Origin of the sequence: Pseudoalteromonas luteoviolacea (genome assembly GCF_000814765.1) — a bacterium.
Lineage (GTDB): Bacteria > Pseudomonadota > Gammaproteobacteria > Enterobacterales > Alteromonadaceae > Pseudoalteromonas > Pseudoalteromonas luteoviolacea_H.
This window is the reverse complement of sequence record NZ_JWIC01000007.1, coordinates 893,879-910,870: the sequence shown is the minus strand read 5'-3', so window position 1 is coordinate 910,870 and position 16,992 is coordinate 893,879. Positions and strand designations below refer to the sequence as shown.

Here is a 16,992-nt window from a genome sequence, read left to right as displayed (position 1 = left end):
TATGACCATAGATGAAATCTGGCAAGAATATAGAAGTAGTTTAAAAGCCTTTTTACATAGCAAAGTCTCTAACCCAGATGATGTACAAGACTTACTGCAAGATGTTCTACTTAAAACACACATCGCCATGCATACTATAAATGAAAAAAGCAGTATCAAAGCATGGCTCTTTCAAGTTGCACACCATACTGTGATCGATTATTACCGCAAAAATGGACAAGAAAAACATATTCAAACTCTTCAGTTATGGTACGAACCTGATGAGAGAAACATCAAAATGGAGCTTGCACAGTGTATCCGACCATTTATTCAAGCGCTGCCAGAGAAAAGCGCATCTTTGCTGGAAGAAGTTGAACTGGAGGGTAAAACTCAAAAACAACTTGCTCAAGAGTTATCTATCAGCTACTCAACGGTTAAATCTCAAGTGCAAAAAGCGAGAACTGAGCTGAATGACGTATTTCACGCCTGTTGTGAATATGAATTGGATACACATGGTAACCTTATTGAATATCACCCTAAAGCGGACTTTAATACACGCAACTTAAAGTCTGCAAATAAATAAGGGGCATATAAATATGTACCAGAATTTAATTCACTTTTTGAATTTTTGAATCAGCGCATGCTTATAAAATGCGCTAAATTACAGACTTATCACTTTGGGATCGTCAACTTCTGTCCAACATGGATAATGTTAGATTTCAGTCCATTTTCTTTTTTAAGAGCCGATAAAGAAACATTATACCGCTGTGCGATCAGCGATAACGATTCTCCATTTGCTACCTTGTGCACTGGCACGTTTTTACTCGCTAATAAGGAGCCTTTAGGTGGGTATTGATTAAAATAATTTAAAATTGCATTAGTTATAGCCACCGCCAACTTTTTTTGATGGGTTGGGTTATTTAAGTTTTTTTCATCTTTAGGGTTGGAAATAAAACCCGTTTCAATCAGGACCGACGGAATATCTTGCGCCGTCAATACAGCCAAGCTCAACCCTACCGGCTTCTTCTTATGTAACTTAGTGACTTTTTTTAATTCTTTTAAAGCTTTTGTGGCGAAAACATAGCTGCTTTGCGTCGTAAACTCTTTGGTCATATCAGCAAGGATCACTGCCAAATTATCATCTTGTGTATTTTTGATTATTTCACCTGCGCCCCCGAGCAACTGCGATTCCTTTTCACGATTAGCAATGACCTTTGTAAACTCAGAATTCGCTCTTCGTGCAGATTGTACCAATACAGAGGCGCCATTCGGTTGAGAAGAAGTAAAAGCATCTGCATGGATTGAAATCAATAAATCCGCTTTGTGCTTTCTTGCCATTCGAGGTTTTCTTTCATGTCTGACAAAATAATCACCGGTTCTGATCAACACTGCCTTCATACCTGAATGCGCATTAAGTTGAGCAGATAACTTTTTAGCTATCGCTAATGTTACATGTTTTTCATAGCTTCCGTTATACCCGATGGAGCCTGGGTCATCACCGCCGTGCCCAGCGACAATTGCTACGACAACATCTCTATTTTCCTCATCTGTCTTGCTTTTTACCGTTTGTTTCGCTGTGACGGTATCGTGTAACTCAACCACTAATCTATGACCATATTGACCGGTTGGAGCCAAAGGGAAAACAACTAACTTATAGGTACTTTCTAACTCCAGAACAATACGTTTTGATGCGTTATTTTTAGGTGTACTTGCACGCACTTTTTTGACCCGGAGATCGCGTTGAGTCAAGTTTTTAAAGTTAATTTCAGAGCTACTATTATTAAAATCAATCACTAGTCGATTGGGAGAACGTAGACTAAAAAATGAGTAATCTGGCTTGTCTTTTAAATCAAAAACCACCCGAGTGCTTGAAGGGGCAGACCAGAGCCGTACCGACTCTATCCCGTTTTGAGCATATACTTGTGTACTATTGATGGTCACTAAAACTAAAACGATCGCTATAACTGAACTTGCTAACCATTTTTTTGGATTCTAAACTGATTTTCAAAGCGTGCCCTTTATAGCAAACATACTGCATTAATATAGATTATATTAGTAAAATAAATAATGTAAGTGAACTTTAATTCGGTGAAGTGCACAAATCATCATGCTTAGGGCTGAATTTTATCAGAAGCGCTTCTTTAAATGCTAAAATAGATACGCCCCTTTCTTAATCATCACTGTGTAAATTTCAACATCTCAGGCAAGTTACTCAGTACTTAGGCTCAGGATAAAGGTTATTTCAAGTGATCTAATTAGACACTAAAATAAAAAATGCAAAGCTTGAAAAAGCCTTGCATAAACTCAGGTCAACTTCATTTAATGATTATAATGGATCACAATTTTCAACTGGTTTAGAAAGGTCTGTGGAGAATCCTAATTCCAATGTCGTTCTGGCTGGTTGGGCGAATTTATTGCTCTCAACGGGCTGCCATTTAAACTGTCTGAGTGCTTTTTTAGCTGCGGAAATGAATCTAGTTCCAGGAATTGACTTAATTGTCTCAATATCTGTTGCTTTTCCTTCACTAGAAATCACGAACTCAAACTCTACACAACCACTTACCCCTTTTATTGCGGCACTAAATGGATAAACGGGCGCTACTTTCCTAGTATTATACCAATATAGCTCGACATCCTTTTTAGAAGAAGTTAAATCAAGAATAGGCTTTTCTTTCGTGCCATCAATCCCCTGCTGTGATGCACAACCTGTTAAAAATGCCGTTATCAGCGCGATTGTAATTACCTTCATATGATTTCCTTATACTTAAGTGAATATTTTTTAAAAGCTATTTTTTAAATAAATAAAAGCCATAGCCTAATGTATCTCTTCCCGACTCAAGGTAAGTATCAATCCATGAGTCTAACTGCTGAGCCTTTGATTTCAGTGCCTCGTTATTTGGGGATTCTTCTAACAATGTTTGTGTGTGCATCACACGACCCCACTCAAAGTTATCCCAGTCCTCATCACTGCTCGTCGTCGCATATAAAGCTGTGAAACCGACTTTTCGCGCTTCCTTTATATTATCGTGATGCGAGTGATATATATCCTCTGTGACACCAAGTATATCTAAATACCCTTTCTTCGGCGGCTGCTTCCAATAGCACTCCCCCAGTAGAAGCTTGCCATTGGGTTTTAATAAGTGATACGTCTCAGATAATGCACAAAATAACGCATTAGAGCCTTCTCCATACGCATGAGTAGCGCCATTGCAAATTATTAAATCAAAGTGATTTAAAGGCAGTTCTAGCGCTTTAATCTCTTTATTAATAAACTCAAAGCGACTTGACTCAAAGTGTGTCAATGCATAATTATATGCTTGTTCAATAAGCACATTATCAACATCCACTCCTACCACATGGACATCATAGGCTGCCAAAACCCGATGTAAAAACTTACCATTTCCACACCCAACCTCTAACACATTTGATGCTGGGGGTAACTGCAACCTTGCAATTAAACCCTGTGCTTTCGCTTTCCCTAAAGGACTATTATATTCCATTGATTAATTACCCCATACAGATACAGCGAAAAGGTAACACAAATATCTATAAAATGTAAAATCAAGGTGTATTTATAGAATGAAACGACTAATACGCTGACGTACTAACCATACTGTTATGCAATCGGCATAGATACGCATCGCCATTGATGGGAATCAAATTATTGCGCTACAGGGGTAGGTAAAATCGATTTACGCGGTGAGATCGGAGAGTTAAATGGCTCAATCTATCCAACAAAAATTAAATAAAATAGCACTTTGGCAGAAAATCATTTTCGCTTTAATTTTCGGCTTAATGATTGGATTAATACTCTCTCCTAAAGGGTTAGGTGCTCTAAACGAGCAAAACGCACAACAGGTTGCTTTATGGGTTGCTTTGCCTGGGAAATTGTTTTTAGCCTTGATCCAAATGGTCGTCATTCCACTGGTCATGTCATCTATTATTTTAGGTATTGCGGGAAATCAAGACACTGAGTTTTTAAAAAAGGTTGGTCTGCGGATCTTTCCTTATTTTGTAATAACAACCATCATCTCTGTCAGTATCGGTGTAGCAATTGCGGCAGTCATCACACCAGGTTACTTTGTCGATGGTAAGTTATTAAAAGACCTCGGAGTAAATGCCGTTGCAATATCTACCGAGATTAGCGCCTCAAGTATCCCAGAAAGAGTCGCCGCCATGATCCCTGCAAACTTCACTCAGTCTGCGCTCGACAAAGACATGTTTGCGGTTGTCTTATATTCTGGGTTTATTGGCGTCGCCATGACTTCTTTAGTTAGAAAGCAAAAAGGTTTGCTGCTCGATATTACAGAGTCGGTACAAACACTCTCTCTCAAAGTCGTTAATTGGGCAATGAAATTGGCGCCTTTGGCAGTATTTGGCTTACTGTGTGATATCACAATACGAATTGGTGTTGAAGCATTGATTGGCGTTTCCGCATATGTCATGACCGTTTTGTTGGGGTTAGTGGTGCTGCTGTGTGTTTATTTACTGCTGGTTTTTATGATTGGAAAAATTCCACCATGGCAATTCTTAAGCACAATTAAAGATGCTCAACTTCTTGCATTTTCGACATCAAGCTCAGCTGCTGTGATGCCACTATCGATGAAAATTGCAAAACACAAGTTACACGTAAAAAAACCGATTGCACAATTTATCATCCCACTTGGCGCGACCATCAATATGGATGGAACGGCACTATACCAAGTCATTGCGGCCCTATTTTTAGCGCAAGTGTTTGGTATAGAATTGTCACACAGTCAAATCATACTGTTAATGCTGACTACGGTTGGTGCATCAATTGGCTCTCCAAGTACACCGGGGGTAGGCATTGTAATACTCGCTTCAGTATTGACCAGCTTTGGTATTCCCCCCTCTGGTATTGCACTGATCTTAGGTGTAGACAGAATTTTAGATATGTGTCGAACAACGTTGAATGTCACAGGGGATCTCACTGCATGCCTATTAATGAATCGATGGCTAAATAAAGCCGTGTAGAACACATCTACACTTATTGATTAGAATTGGCAGTCATTGCTTGTTTTCACCCAACAACGCCACAAGCATCATCGCCTCAACTCAAATGTTAATCACTTACACTATTTTATTTATACAAGTACTTGTATAAATACGCACGCATGCTAATGTACAAGTACCTGTATAATTTTAAGATGTATCATGAGTTCATATTTAGAGAGCTTAGACCAAGCATTTTTGGCGCACTTTTGTCGACGTTTATCAGACTTAATCAGCGAGCAAGGCACAACCGCTATTCAAAGTTATGGCATCACCATACCCAGCACTGCGATATCAAGCATGTATTTCCTAGAGAAAAACAGCGGCGTAACTGTCGCTGAATTAGCCGAAGCGCTTTGTGTTACCCATCAGATGGCGACACAAAGAATACATACTCTGGTCAAGCTTGATTTAGTTTGTCGAAAACCTAACCCAAAAGACAAGCGCGCAAAAACGCTGCATTTAACCGAACTTGGTCAGCAAGAAGTGATGCAATTAAAGCCTTTGACGTCAAAAATGACTGAAGTATTCACTGAGCTCACTAAACAAATCGAATGTGACTTATTACAAAAAGTGCGAGAAGCTGAAAAAGCACTCATCGAGACGCCGCTTATGCAACGCCTAGCAGCATTGGATAAATCACAGCATTAAAACAAACATCAAATTATATAAAGGGTGGCGATATGAAAGCGTATATTTCTTTATTACTTTTACTCTTAAGTGGCTGTTCAATTCACACAGAGCGCACCCTAAACACGTACTCTACGAACAACGAAACATCATTGCCAAACACCGTGCTCACTAAACTCAAATGGCACCACGGAGCTCAAAATTGTGACGCATCACAAGAGGCTGCCCATGATATTTATCAGCATGATGCAAGCACTTATATTATTAGACAAAGCAAGTGCTTAACATATGAAGCGCCTTTTATTTATGTATTGGTTGGCCAGCAAGCTATCTTAGTTTTAGACACAGGCGCTTTGGGAAAAGGCACTTCGTATAATTTGTATCAAACACTCGAAAAGTTGTTAGGTAAAAAGCAACTCTCAGACAAAGAACTGCTCGTTATACACTCGCATGGACACAGTGATCACCACCAAGGTGACTGGGTTTTCGACGGCCAACCGAATACAACACTTATCCGGCCTTCAAAGACTGCTTTACAAGCCTACTTTAAATTTAAAAGCTGGCCTGATGAACAGGCGCTCATCGACCTTGGCGGTAGAGCCTTAACAATTCTGCCCACACCAGGCCACCAAGAGGAAAGTTTGAGTATCTATGATCCGCATAATAAATGGCTATTAACAGGCGACACACTTTACCCCGGATACATCTATATTAAAGACTGGGACGCTTACAAATACAGTATCAATAAGCTGAGTCAATTCGCAAAAGATAACGCTGTGAGCGCAATATTAGGCGCCCATATAGAAATGAAAAATGTACCAAAACAGTATTACCCAATTGGTTCAACGTATCAGCCTCATGAGTCACACTTAGATTTAGACGTGATACAGCTTCATATGCTCAATGATGCGTTGCATACAAACCAAGCTCCAACCGAGTTGGTATTTGACCGATTCATTATCAAGCCGATGAGCTTATTTCAAAAAACCATAAGTAATCTGGCTAGGTGGTTTAAAGACTAGGTATTCATCAATTAAAGTAAACGATACAAATCAACATAGCTTAAAAAGTCAGGTCGTACGGGCTTGCCAGCCAGCGTTGTATTGGCATCACCCATAGATAGTGAGTTTTAGATAACTGCCCATACACCTGTATGACAATGTAAAATCATAATCCCTTTATAGCTATGCGGTTTCAATGTATTTACCTGCTCTAATATCCGTAAATTTGCAGCAGCAACCGACTTTTCTTTTCACCTGAAATTCGTTAGACTTTGTTCCGGTACAGGGAATAATCAACCAAATTGGACGGCTTAAAGCAAACACTGTATTACCCATACTCGTTTCATACGTTATCACACACAAGTAATAGATTTCCCATCTTTCACATCCATAACTAAGAAGAAATAATCAATGGACAAAAATCTGCTACACAGCCTTGAGACAGCGCTATCCCAAAGCCCTGAAAACTTGCATTTAAGGTTTACAATTGTTCAAGCATATTTTGAAAACAACGAACCTGAGTGCGCATATGAACTACTTAAGGATATTGAGCTAGGCACACTAGATCAAATTCAGCAGCCCATAGCTGCGAAAGTATTCTTAGCAATGGAGCAACCCGAAACCGCACTACAGACACTTACACTCACGACGCCAGATATCAATATAATCCGATCACAGGCATATAATGCTTTAAACGACTTGGTAAATGCGAAGGCATTTTATGAACAAGCGATTAGTGACAACCCAGCATTAGAAGATCTTGAATATGCAAAAATATTGCGTTCAGACATCATTCCGTCACCCGCTGACAAAAAAATGAAATTACGTGTTATTTCAAATGACGATACTGATACGATTGAAGTAACACGTGTCATTCACCCACCAAAAGACACCATTACATTTGATGACGTCGGCGGATTAGACCAAGTTAAAAAACAGATACGCAAGAAAATCATTACGCCATTTCAAAAACCTTCTCTGTTTAGCAAGTTCAGGAAGAAAGTAGGTGGCGGTATTCTCTTATATGGTCCCCCAGGTTGCGGTAAAACTTTACTCGCTCGAGCAACAGCCGGAGAGTGCAATGCAACGTTTTATAACGTGGTCATTTCAGACATATTAGACATGTATATTGGGGAGTCTGAGCGCAAACTTCATGCTATTTTTGAGCAAGCCCGAGCAAACACGCCAGCAGTCATTTTCTTCGATGAAATAGAAGCCTTAGCAGCCAAGCGTCAGCACACTAGAGAAGCAACGTCATCAAAATTAGTAAGTCAATTTTTATCTGAGTTAGATGGTTTCGCGCAAGATAACCAAGGCGTATTGGTACTTGGGGCAACCAATGTCCCGTGGGCAATTGACCCTGCATTTCGGCGTCCAGGTCGATTTGATCGCGTTGTGTTTATTGCACCACCGGATCAAGCAGCGCGCGTCGAGATAATAAAAGGGCTATTGAAAGATAGGCCAGGCGGCGAGTCAATCAACGTAGAAAAAATTGCCAATCAAACAAGCGGCTTTTCTGGTGCAGATTTAATGAATTTAATCGAGTCAGCAGTCGATGAAGCTATTGATGACTCTATTGCAAATGGGGTAGAAGTCCCTCTGAATCAAAAGCATGTGAATGACGCAATGAATATTAGCAAACCAACCACATTAGAGTGGCTCACTATGGCCAGAAATTATGCTAAATATGCAAATGATGCTGGGCAATATGACGAAGTAATGGCTTTTTTGAAAAAGTATGGAAAATAGCACGATGCATGGATATCAAATAATCGATGAACCTAAGAGCAACAAGCTCTCTCATACAACCGTAGATCCAATGTGGCCTTTACTTGGCTTTATGCTCGGTGGTCCTTTGTTTAGCTGGGCATGGTCAACGCTCAACAGCTTCGCATTAAATAGCCCCTCTCGTAATAAAGAGCTAGTTATCATTGGCTGCGCTTTTATCTCTTTCTTTGCTTTGTACACAGGCGTAAGCGTATTGCAAAGTAACGGTACGATTAACGGCATCAATCCGCAGTATATTAACCTGTTCATCATCAGTATAGAGCTTATCTTTTGTTACAAGATTTTTTTAATGCAAAAAGAAAGTTTTGATATCTATGAGTATTTTGATGGCAAAGTTGCAACGCCAGTGTTCGGCTTATTCTTGGCCCTATTTTTTGGTAAGAAACTTGAAATATTTGCCATAACTCATCTACTAACGGGTACACAATAATGGATTACAACGACAACTCAATAGACAACTTAATTGAACAAGCCTCACAACGATACCGTTATGGTGACTATAACGGTGGTATAGAAGCACTCAAAGTCGCTTTGTCCATCGCACCTAACAATGGGGTTCTACATAGCTATTTGTCGTTTGGCTTAATAAAGCAAAAGCGGATTTATGCCGCAGAATATGAGGCAAAATTAGGGTTAGAGCTCGACCCAAACTCAGCTTATGCCCACTATGTATTGGGCTGCTTGTTGCACGTTAAAAAAGATTATCAAGCTGCATTAACTCACCTTGAGCAAGCCACTGCCCTCGACCCAGAAAATCCGAGTTTTTTAGAAGCGCTCAGTGCTGTGCTGTTAGATAAAGGACGTCTTGAGGAAGCAAAGTCTACGCTAACGCGCGCGCTAGAGATTGCCCCTGATGACCCAGATGTTTTGGCGAAATTTGGGGACTTGTGGCTTCACTTAAACGACTTGAATCAAGCACAAGTCTATTATAATGAAGCGCTGATGATCGAACCTCAACACAGCGGCTCATTGATAGGTAAAGGACATTGTTTATTGCGTCAAGGTGAGATCACAGAATCCAAAGAACACGCAATATGGGCTTTGCAACAAGATCCAAATGACCATGATGCCCTGACATTATTAACAAATATAAAAGCTCGACAAAATGCCGCGATGGGCGTTTGGTGGCGATTAAATACTTGGCTTGTCAGCGGGAGTAATACCAGAACAATATTATTACTCATCACCGCCTATATTGTCTTTCGCGTGTTCGCCATCGGGCTAGACGATGCTGGATTTGAAACCATAGGTTCAGTAGTATCAATGCTTTGGTTAGGCATTGTTGCTTACATGTGGGTAGGCCCTGTCTGGTTTAATAAAAAACTGAAAGCGGAATTAGAAACCGTCACACTCGATAAAACTTTCTGATAGACAGTTTTACGTCATTATTTTTAATCAAAAAGGTCTGTCGTGAGATTCAAGCTTTATTATGGAGTATCGGTTTTGAATATCTTACTCATTGTTTTGGCTGCAATATATGGAATACTGACCAAGTCTCACTTAGTCAGTTTTATTGATTTGGATATGGCTCGACATATGCTCATAGCCAGTGCCGTTGTAGCGCCCATGTTGTGGTTAGGGTTGGCGTATTCAACGCGATGCCCGCACTGTAATGGCAAAGCGCTGCCATTTATCGATCAGATATCTAAAAAATCACAGCTAAGCGAACCAATACCTAAATTATTGAGGCCTTTTTCTTTTATGGTTGAGGCCGAGTTTTTTGCAAACTATTGCTATTGTATTGAATGCAATGAAAAAATCATTTTCAAAAAAGGGCCACACCTCTCTAATAGTGAACAATCTAACGTAGATAGCTAAAATCTGCATTAGACTATGCTCTAATCGATGATTCGCTGATAGGCCGATACAAGTAGTGTCGGCTTTTCAGTCCACCACAAAACCCTATACATCTCAGCGCCACCTGCATGATTGTCCTAAACATACTCACATTACTTACCCATGCAAAAAGGTCAATTTAAAAAGGTGTAATCCTGTCGCTATCTGGGACTTAAATTTAAATTAGAGATTAATGACAACACACTTGATTGAATATAACTGGTGACTACCTAAAAAACATATCAAAAGGCATTCGTGGTAAACGCCCAGCGATCGAGATATAAGAAAAACCAAGCGCAACACCAAAACTACTAATGCAATGAAACCAATTAAGCAATTCTGTAGACTCTGTGCCAATTAGCCCCAAGAGTTGGAAAAACGAATCCCCCCAAAACAGCAGTGCAGCAAACCCTGCAAGTAGTCTAAAGAAAGGACGTATAGTTGACATGCAGGTCATGCTCCACAGTACATTTATCGGTGAATAATATGTTTTCAAATCCAGAGGTAGAAAAAGCCGGTGGCATACGCTATCGGCTTTTCCATTGTTCATATGCTACAGCATATAAGGGTTATCGCTATTTTGATTTGAGTTTTGACTCGGCGCAGGCAGTCGCTCAATACGTGCGAGACGCTCTAGAATCACATCCACTTTGCGACCAAGCTCCGGATCTAGGGTGCTTGATTGCTCAGCCTGTTGCATCAACGAAGGTAAAACCGTGTTGACCAACTCACTCAGCGCAAGTGCCACTTCCTCACTCGGTTTAGACTGCTGTGAGCTGATAACTTGCTCTCGTAGTTGGACAACTAACTGCTCTAACACTGAGCTTTGAGCTTGTGTTTGTGAAGTCAGTTCATCTTGGTGTTGTTGCAGGCTCCCTGACACACTTGAAAGTTGCTTTGCCGTTTGATGCTGGCTTGACTCAAGCGCTTCTTTGAATTTGAGCCCTAACGCATCTTGGCTATGCATTAACTCTCGACTAAGCCCAGATAAAGCGGTCGTCAAATTTGACTGCTCAGCAATCGCCTTTAACGCATCATTTTGTTGCGCTAACAGCTCGGACTGACGTGTGTGGTGTGCAACTGGGTTTTGTGCTTCCAACACCTTAGCCATATGGTCCAACTTGTTGGAAACCCCCTCGACTAACGCTTGCTGATGTTCAATTGATTGCTCTACATACGACTGCTTAAGCGTGTTTTGTGTACTTAACTCACCGCATACCTTCACCAATTCATCAGCTAACTTTGTTAGCTCTGCGCCTTGTTTTGCCATTGCTTCACTGTGTTTTGAAGCACTATGCTCTGCACTGCTAATCTGGCTGTCATGTTGGTGCTCAATTGCGTTGGTAAGCAGTTGTAACCGCTCAGACAGTGCCTCTGTTAAAGCATGCTGTGAAGCAAGTCTATTATCCGCTCTTTGCTCATCAAGCTGTGCTTGCTCTGAATAACGTTCTGACTGGGTACTTAAAGCATCAGTGAGCTGTGCCAAAGCATCATTCACCTTACTCACCAGTGTCTCAGTCGCATTCATACCTTGATGCACTATATGATCACTGTGCGCTTGGCTTTGTTGATGCTGTTCGGCCAAAAGCCCCGTTAGCTGCTCAAAGGATGCTGTCAGTGGTGACTGCTGCGCATTGCGTTCAATCACATTAGCCACCGACTGTATGCTATGGTTGGCGTCTTGTGCACTGATCGCGTGATTAAGCGATTCAAACAGAGCTGAGTAATTATGACTTAACTGCTCTTTGTCCAGCTTTGTTGCAATGCTGTTGAGTGACTCATTAAGCTCACCTAGTTGCTCAACTGCAAGTAATACAGGACTACCTGCATCATTGGCTCGGTTAAGCAGCGCATAATCATCTAAGATCTGTTGCCAGCGCGCTCTTGCCTGATCGTCCAACGTCCCCCGTAGCTCAGCGAGTTTAAGGAGGTTTTCCTCACTGCCTTTACTGAGCGTTTGCGCCTCACCACGGTAATGGTCTTGAATGAGGTTCTCTAATTCCTCATCATTCATTGCCGCCACTACTTTTTCAGCCATCTTATTCATGTTTCGATAACTGCCTTGTAGCTTAAACGGCGGCTCAATTCGATAATCATCGTCTTGCGCAGCAGAGGCAATATACTGGGCATTCACTTTTAAAACCGTATTTCTTATCTGGATCAGCTTTTGTAGTACAGATACTATTTCGTTTGCTTGCGCCTGCGAATAGTTATGCTCCAACTCATTCAAAGAGATATCTTCACCTTGCGCAATACGCACTAATTTATACAAATCCTGCATGTTTCGATTGGCAAGTGGCGCAAGTACCGCATTTGAGGTGAGTGCATTTTCGATGAAGCTCATCGCAAACTCTTGCTCACACCCCGATAAGGTATCACCTAAGTTGTAAATATCGGCACGGTTGGCCAACATATCTGGAATTTTAAAGCTCTCACCAGATTCTGTGTAAGGGTTGCCCGCCATCACAACAGCAAACTTTTTACCTCGTAGGTCATAAGTTTTACTGCGACCGTTCCATACCCCATCGATACGCCTAGAGCCATCACAGAGTGAAATGAACTTTTGTAAAAATTCCGGATTGGTATGCTGAATATCATCCAAATAGAGCATGACGTTATTGCCCATTTCAAAGCTCTGATTGATTTTTTCAATCTCTTTTGCGGCCGTTGCATTGATCGCTTGGCCTGGGTCAAGTGAAACCTGATCATGACCAATTGAAGGACAATTCACTTTGACAAAGGTTAAGCCAAGTCGATTCGCAACATATTCAATCAGCGTCGTTTTACCGTAACCCGGTGGAGAAATAAGCAATAACATCCCCATTAAATCAGTACGTTTATTATTACCTGACGCACCAATTTGCTTCGCGAGGTTATCACCAATAATTGGAAAGTAAACTTTATCAATCAACTGGTTACGAACAAAAGAGCTCAACGGTCTGGGCTTGAATTCATCGAGCTGCAAGCGCTCCTTTTGCTCAGCTAAAATATCAGACTTAATTTCATGATAGTGACTAAAACCACGAACATGTTCAGCCAAATATAGCTCTGTACGCGCAAAAAACTCTGAGTATTCAAGCGTTAATGTTTGCTCATTAATACGAATATGTTGACCTAACAGTCCATTAACTTGATTAGAAGTGGTCACATCTTGCGCGGTAAACTTAGCCGTTTTTAAATGCTGTAATAGCACCATATTGGCCGCTTCAATCAATTGATCGGGACTGACCTCTGTCTCATGCTGTTGCCCATAGGCATTAAGCCAGCTGGTTGCCATAATGGCTTGATCTTGCAAATGCTCCAGTGCCTGCAGCGTATCTTGTAGTGAGCCTGCAAACCCTTTACTTCTAGCGATGCTGTTAAATTGCTCCGCTAATTTTTTGACCGTATGAGAGGTCGAAAAAGTAAGCTCTTTTTTACTCTGCGCCAATTCTTTAATTAAATATTCAGCACTTAACTGACCGGATAAGGCAGACGTATAACCCAGATAACGGTTTAACTCGGTTTGTGCAAACTGAGTGATCACCTCACCAAGTTCAGTGGCTAGCTGCACTTTAAATCGCGCATCACCTAGCAAGCTCTCCATCAACTCAGCCTGCTTAGATTGCTCACGCCACTTGATTAATTGTTTGTCATCACATTGGTTTGCATATAACTGTGCGACAACTCGCGCTGAAGTAGGGTATATCAATAATCCTAACGCCTGCTTTTGTGCCAGCAAGTTTTGTAATATCAGGGTTGCATCATGGTCATGAATGCCTTTTTCATAACCCTCTTGGTATCTAGGCTCAGCAAATTTTTGCACTAATGTGAGCAGTGTTTCCTCACCTATCGCCGCATTTAACTCATCAAGCGTCAGTGCGTGAGTCGGGTCTGTAGCCGCAGTCAGTACTTGCGCGGCTAAAAACTCCCCACGATATATGTCGTTATTTTCAGAGACTAAATTCTGCTGCCAGTAAGGACGATAAGCCAACAAGGTCTCTCGAATGCTTTTATCCCCAATCGGCTCAAAATACTCAGTACCAGTCAGATGAAACATTAAGTCTTCGTCACGAGGTAATAAAGTCAGATCAAGTTGCTGCTTGTTAACACCAAAATTATGCTTACCAATTTTGACTGAGTTGCCACCATCGCTGTATATATCCTGCTTATCACGCAGTGAGCGGACACCCTGATCTTTGGCGGCTTTTAACTTGGCTTGAATATCATCTGCTTTGATCTCATCACCGAGCTCTTTAAGCTCTTGCGTCAAACTACGTAATTTGCTGATCATCGGATCAGAAGCAAAGTAGCTGTTGATTTCATCAATATCAGTGAAGTTTTGTGAGCGTCTAGTCACCCCTTGCAAAATACGCTCAGCGGCATTGGCCAAATTCAGCGCTCGACGCTGCCTCTCATCTATCAGCTGCTGTTTATGTGCTTCAAAACTTTCATAAACATCATCGCGCTTGGCCATGATCTCAGCAAGATACTCGTCGTACTCACTGAATTGGGATTCCAGCTCTTCTAATTGAATGAGCAAACGAGAGAGCTGCTCATCACATTGCTCAGGCGTACGTGCATTGTTCAAACTACTGGTAATACTTTGACTGAACAGCTTAAAGCGCGCTGCAAATTCCGCTTTTGCCTCAACGCTGCCAAGACTTTTTCGACGAATTTCAATACTGGCTTTTGCACGATTAACTAAGCCATAAACGCCACTGACATCTTCGAGGATCTGGGTTCTAACACGACTATCATCGATTTCTAAATCAAGCATAGTGTGATTGAGTAAATCAAGCTCATCACCCAGCGCATCTAACTCACTTAACAGCCCATTTAGCTCGGTGACACTCTCGCTTTTCTCACTCAAACCGGTCAGTTCATCCAGTTTGTCATGATAAGGCGCTAAAGCCGCTTCCTTTTGTAAAAATTGCGCGGTTGCTTTACTCAAATCTAAAGTGAGCGCATCAAGACGTGTTTGCAGCGCTTGTAATGCTGCTACGTCTATATATTTCACCTCTTCCAAGCTAATAATTTTGCCTTTAAGCAATTTAAGCGCTTCAAGGCCTGTGACAAATTCAGTTGCGAGCTTAAAACTATCAGGGCGAATATCCTTGGTAATCGCTTTATATTCTTGCTCAATATCTGCCAACGCTTTTTTGGCGGTTTCTTGTATTTGGCTGACCTTTTCAAACTCATCCAAAACCTGCTCAGAGGTTTCAAATATCTCATGCAATTGGGTATTGAGCGGAGCAAAGTCTGGCTCTGTCAGCCAATGGTATCTATCTAAGATACTACGTGTTAAAGAGATCAAACTTTCATAGTGAGAAACATTAGGGTTTTGCTCACTGATGGCCTTGCAGACACTATATAGATCTGAAATACCACGGACCAAATCTGGATTACCAATTTTACCCAACATACTGCTTGGTGTCGGGGCATTGGCAGCAAATTCAACAGAGCAAAATGGACTGTCCCAGATCTGAATCGGGTGAACACGCTCTGCCTCTTCTTTTTCGGCTTTGAAGGTGATGGTTAAACCATCTTCATAAACACCATAACCATGACAGTAGATTGGGTTTTGAAGGCTTTTCTCGATCAGGTTATAAGCAAATAATGCGTAGCGCCCTTCGCTCGGCTCATAAAAAACATATAATACATCTTCGCCATTGGGCGATTTAATTTGCTTATGAAATTCTAAGTTTTCAATGTGATCTTCAAACGAACGCGTCTGCCCTGATTGTAAATAGTAGCCCCCCGGGAAAATAATACCGTGGTCATCAGGGAGTTGTACGCACGCATCGGAAATGGCATCTTGGCGGATGACATTTTCGGTCACACAGTTAAAAATATAATAGCGCCAAACCTTTTCTCGATAAGGTAGCACTTTAAGTAAGATGATTTCGCCAAGCTTCGCATACTCCACATCACAGTCAGCGAGAGATTGGTTTTTATCTTCGACTGGCTCCGCATAGATCCCTTCGCCACTTTCAGTGTTATTCTCGATTTTAATGGTTAGATCACCGCCAACCGTCTCAACAAATACGGTATCAAGAATATTAATATGCCCATGACGACCTTCTACATGGTTACTTCTATCCGTTTTTATCCACTCAAAATCATAATCTTGGCCGTTACTTAAATCACGTTCACCACGATTATCTATGTAATCTAGGGTATTATCTGCCGCAATCTCCCAGCGAAAAACACGTACATCAGTGAGCTTATCACCGATTTGAAATAACGCGTAAAGCTTGCCATTTTGCTGAAATAAATGCTGTAAGCGGGTTTCTTTGTAATAGGTATATAACTCGTCAAAATCTCTCAAAAATCGATTGTCTGTGAGAAACTTTGTTTCACTTGGATACGCTTCTACCTCATAGTGTTCATCTTGTTGAACCAATTTTTGAACACTGAACACATCGCTTACTTGGGTATTCTTTTTCAATCCTAAAAATACGTTGTAAGCAAAGATGAGTTTATCACCAATGAGCACGATATCTCGTGGTATACAATTGTGCTCGGTTCTTACTCTCGCACGCCCTTTCACTTTGATTTCGGTGCTGCCAAAGGTATCAATACGGTTTTGGTTGAGTAAATCAATGTCTGTGCGCAATTGAGCACCCGAATTACTCAAACGACGTTTGATTAAATCATAAGAGCCCTGTTCTAGTGCGGCATTATTTGCAGAGTCCGTCATAGTCTACTGTCCTGTTGTACAAGGAGGGTAATTAGAAAGGTAAGAGCATGCTAGAACGCATGC

Annotated in this window: 13 protein-coding genes; 8 read left to right on the top strand and 5 right to left on the bottom strand. The window is 41.2% G+C overall.

From position 1 onward, the window contains the following. Position 1 precedes the first annotated feature (1 nt). Positions 2 to 562 carry an RNA polymerase sigma factor SigZ gene (sigZ, locus tag JF50_RS18245; protein ID WP_039610787.1) on the top strand — a complete coding sequence of 187 codons (561 nt, stop codon included), beginning with the start codon at positions 2 to 4 and terminating at the stop codon, positions 560 to 562. Between the two features lie 89 nt (positions 563 to 651). Here sigZ and JF50_RS18240 read toward each other — a convergent pair whose 3' ends face one another. From JF50_RS18240 to JF50_RS18230, 3 genes are all read right to left on the bottom strand, one after another. Further along, positions 652 to 1,920 carry an N-acetylmuramoyl-L-alanine amidase gene (locus JF50_RS18240; RefSeq protein WP_327077603.1) on the bottom strand — a complete coding sequence of 423 codons (1,269 nt, stop codon included), beginning with the start codon at positions 1,918 to 1,920 and terminating at the stop codon, positions 652 to 654. A 385-nt stretch (positions 1,921 to 2,305) separates the two neighbouring features. Then, positions 2,306 to 2,728: an energy transducer TonB gene (locus tag JF50_RS26270; protein ID WP_052262441.1), complete on the bottom strand. Its 423-nt coding sequence runs from the start codon at positions 2,726 to 2,728 to the stop codon at positions 2,306 to 2,308. A 37-nt stretch (positions 2,729 to 2,765) separates the two neighbouring features. Beyond that, on the bottom strand, positions 2,766 to 3,479 hold the full coding sequence (locus tag JF50_RS18230; protein WP_039610785.1) for a class I SAM-dependent methyltransferase: 714 nt from the start codon (positions 3,477 to 3,479) through the stop codon (positions 2,766 to 2,768). A 217-nt stretch (positions 3,480 to 3,696) separates the two neighbouring features. Between JF50_RS18230 and JF50_RS18225 the strand changes: the two genes are divergently transcribed. The 7 genes from JF50_RS18225 (at position 3,697) to JF50_RS18195 (ending at position 10,229) form a co-directional block, all read left to right on the top strand. Further along, positions 3,697 to 4,974, top strand: coding sequence for a dicarboxylate/amino acid:cation symporter (locus JF50_RS18225; protein WP_039610784.1), 1,278 nt, complete (start codon positions 3,697 to 3,699; stop codon positions 4,972 to 4,974). 180 nt (positions 4,975 to 5,154) lie between these two features. Beyond that, on the top strand, positions 5,155 to 5,643 hold the full coding sequence (locus tag JF50_RS18220) for a MarR family winged helix-turn-helix transcriptional regulator (RefSeq protein WP_039610783.1): 489 nt from the start codon (positions 5,155 to 5,157) through the stop codon (positions 5,641 to 5,643). Between the two features lie 32 nt (positions 5,644 to 5,675). Further along, positions 5,676 to 6,644: an MBL fold metallo-hydrolase gene (locus tag JF50_RS18215; RefSeq protein WP_039610782.1), complete on the top strand. Its 969-nt coding sequence runs from the start codon at positions 5,676 to 5,678 to the stop codon at positions 6,642 to 6,644. 390 nt (positions 6,645 to 7,034) lie between these two features. Next, on the top strand, positions 7,035 to 8,372 hold the full coding sequence (locus JF50_RS18210; RefSeq protein WP_039610781.1) for an ATP-binding protein: 1,338 nt from the start codon (positions 7,035 to 7,037) through the stop codon (positions 8,370 to 8,372). Next, positions 8,362 to 8,841 (top strand): hypothetical protein, encoded by a 480-nt coding sequence (locus JF50_RS26265; RefSeq protein WP_052262438.1) that lies wholly within the window; start codon positions 8,362 to 8,364, stop codon positions 8,839 to 8,841. The genes JF50_RS18210 and JF50_RS26265 overlap by 11 nt, the downstream gene beginning before the upstream one ends. Continuing rightward, the gene (locus JF50_RS18200; protein WP_039610780.1) at positions 8,841 to 9,779 is read left to right on the top strand and encodes a tetratricopeptide repeat protein; all 939 of its coding nucleotides are present in this window, start codon (positions 8,841 to 8,843) and stop codon (positions 9,777 to 9,779) included. Before JF50_RS26265 ends, JF50_RS18200 begins: the two co-directional genes overlap by 1 nt. Before the next feature lie 75 nt (positions 9,780 to 9,854). Further along, on the top strand, positions 9,855 to 10,229 hold the full coding sequence (locus tag JF50_RS18195; RefSeq protein WP_039610779.1) for a hypothetical protein: 375 nt from the start codon (positions 9,855 to 9,857) through the stop codon (positions 10,227 to 10,229). A 244-nt stretch (positions 10,230 to 10,473) separates the two neighbouring features. Here the strand turns inward: JF50_RS18195 and JF50_RS18190 are convergent, their stop codons facing one another. Both JF50_RS18190 and JF50_RS18185 read right to left on the bottom strand, forming a co-directional pair. Beyond that, the gene (locus JF50_RS18190; protein ID WP_039610778.1) at positions 10,474 to 10,695 is read right to left on the bottom strand and encodes a hypothetical protein; all 222 of its coding nucleotides are present in this window, start codon (positions 10,693 to 10,695) and stop codon (positions 10,474 to 10,476) included. Between the two features lie 105 nt (positions 10,696 to 10,800). Continuing rightward, positions 10,801 to 16,929 (bottom strand): DNA repair ATPase, encoded by a 6,129-nt coding sequence (locus JF50_RS18185; RefSeq protein ID WP_080760285.1) that lies wholly within the window; start codon positions 16,927 to 16,929, stop codon positions 10,801 to 10,803. Positions 16,930 to 16,992 lie beyond the last annotated feature (63 nt).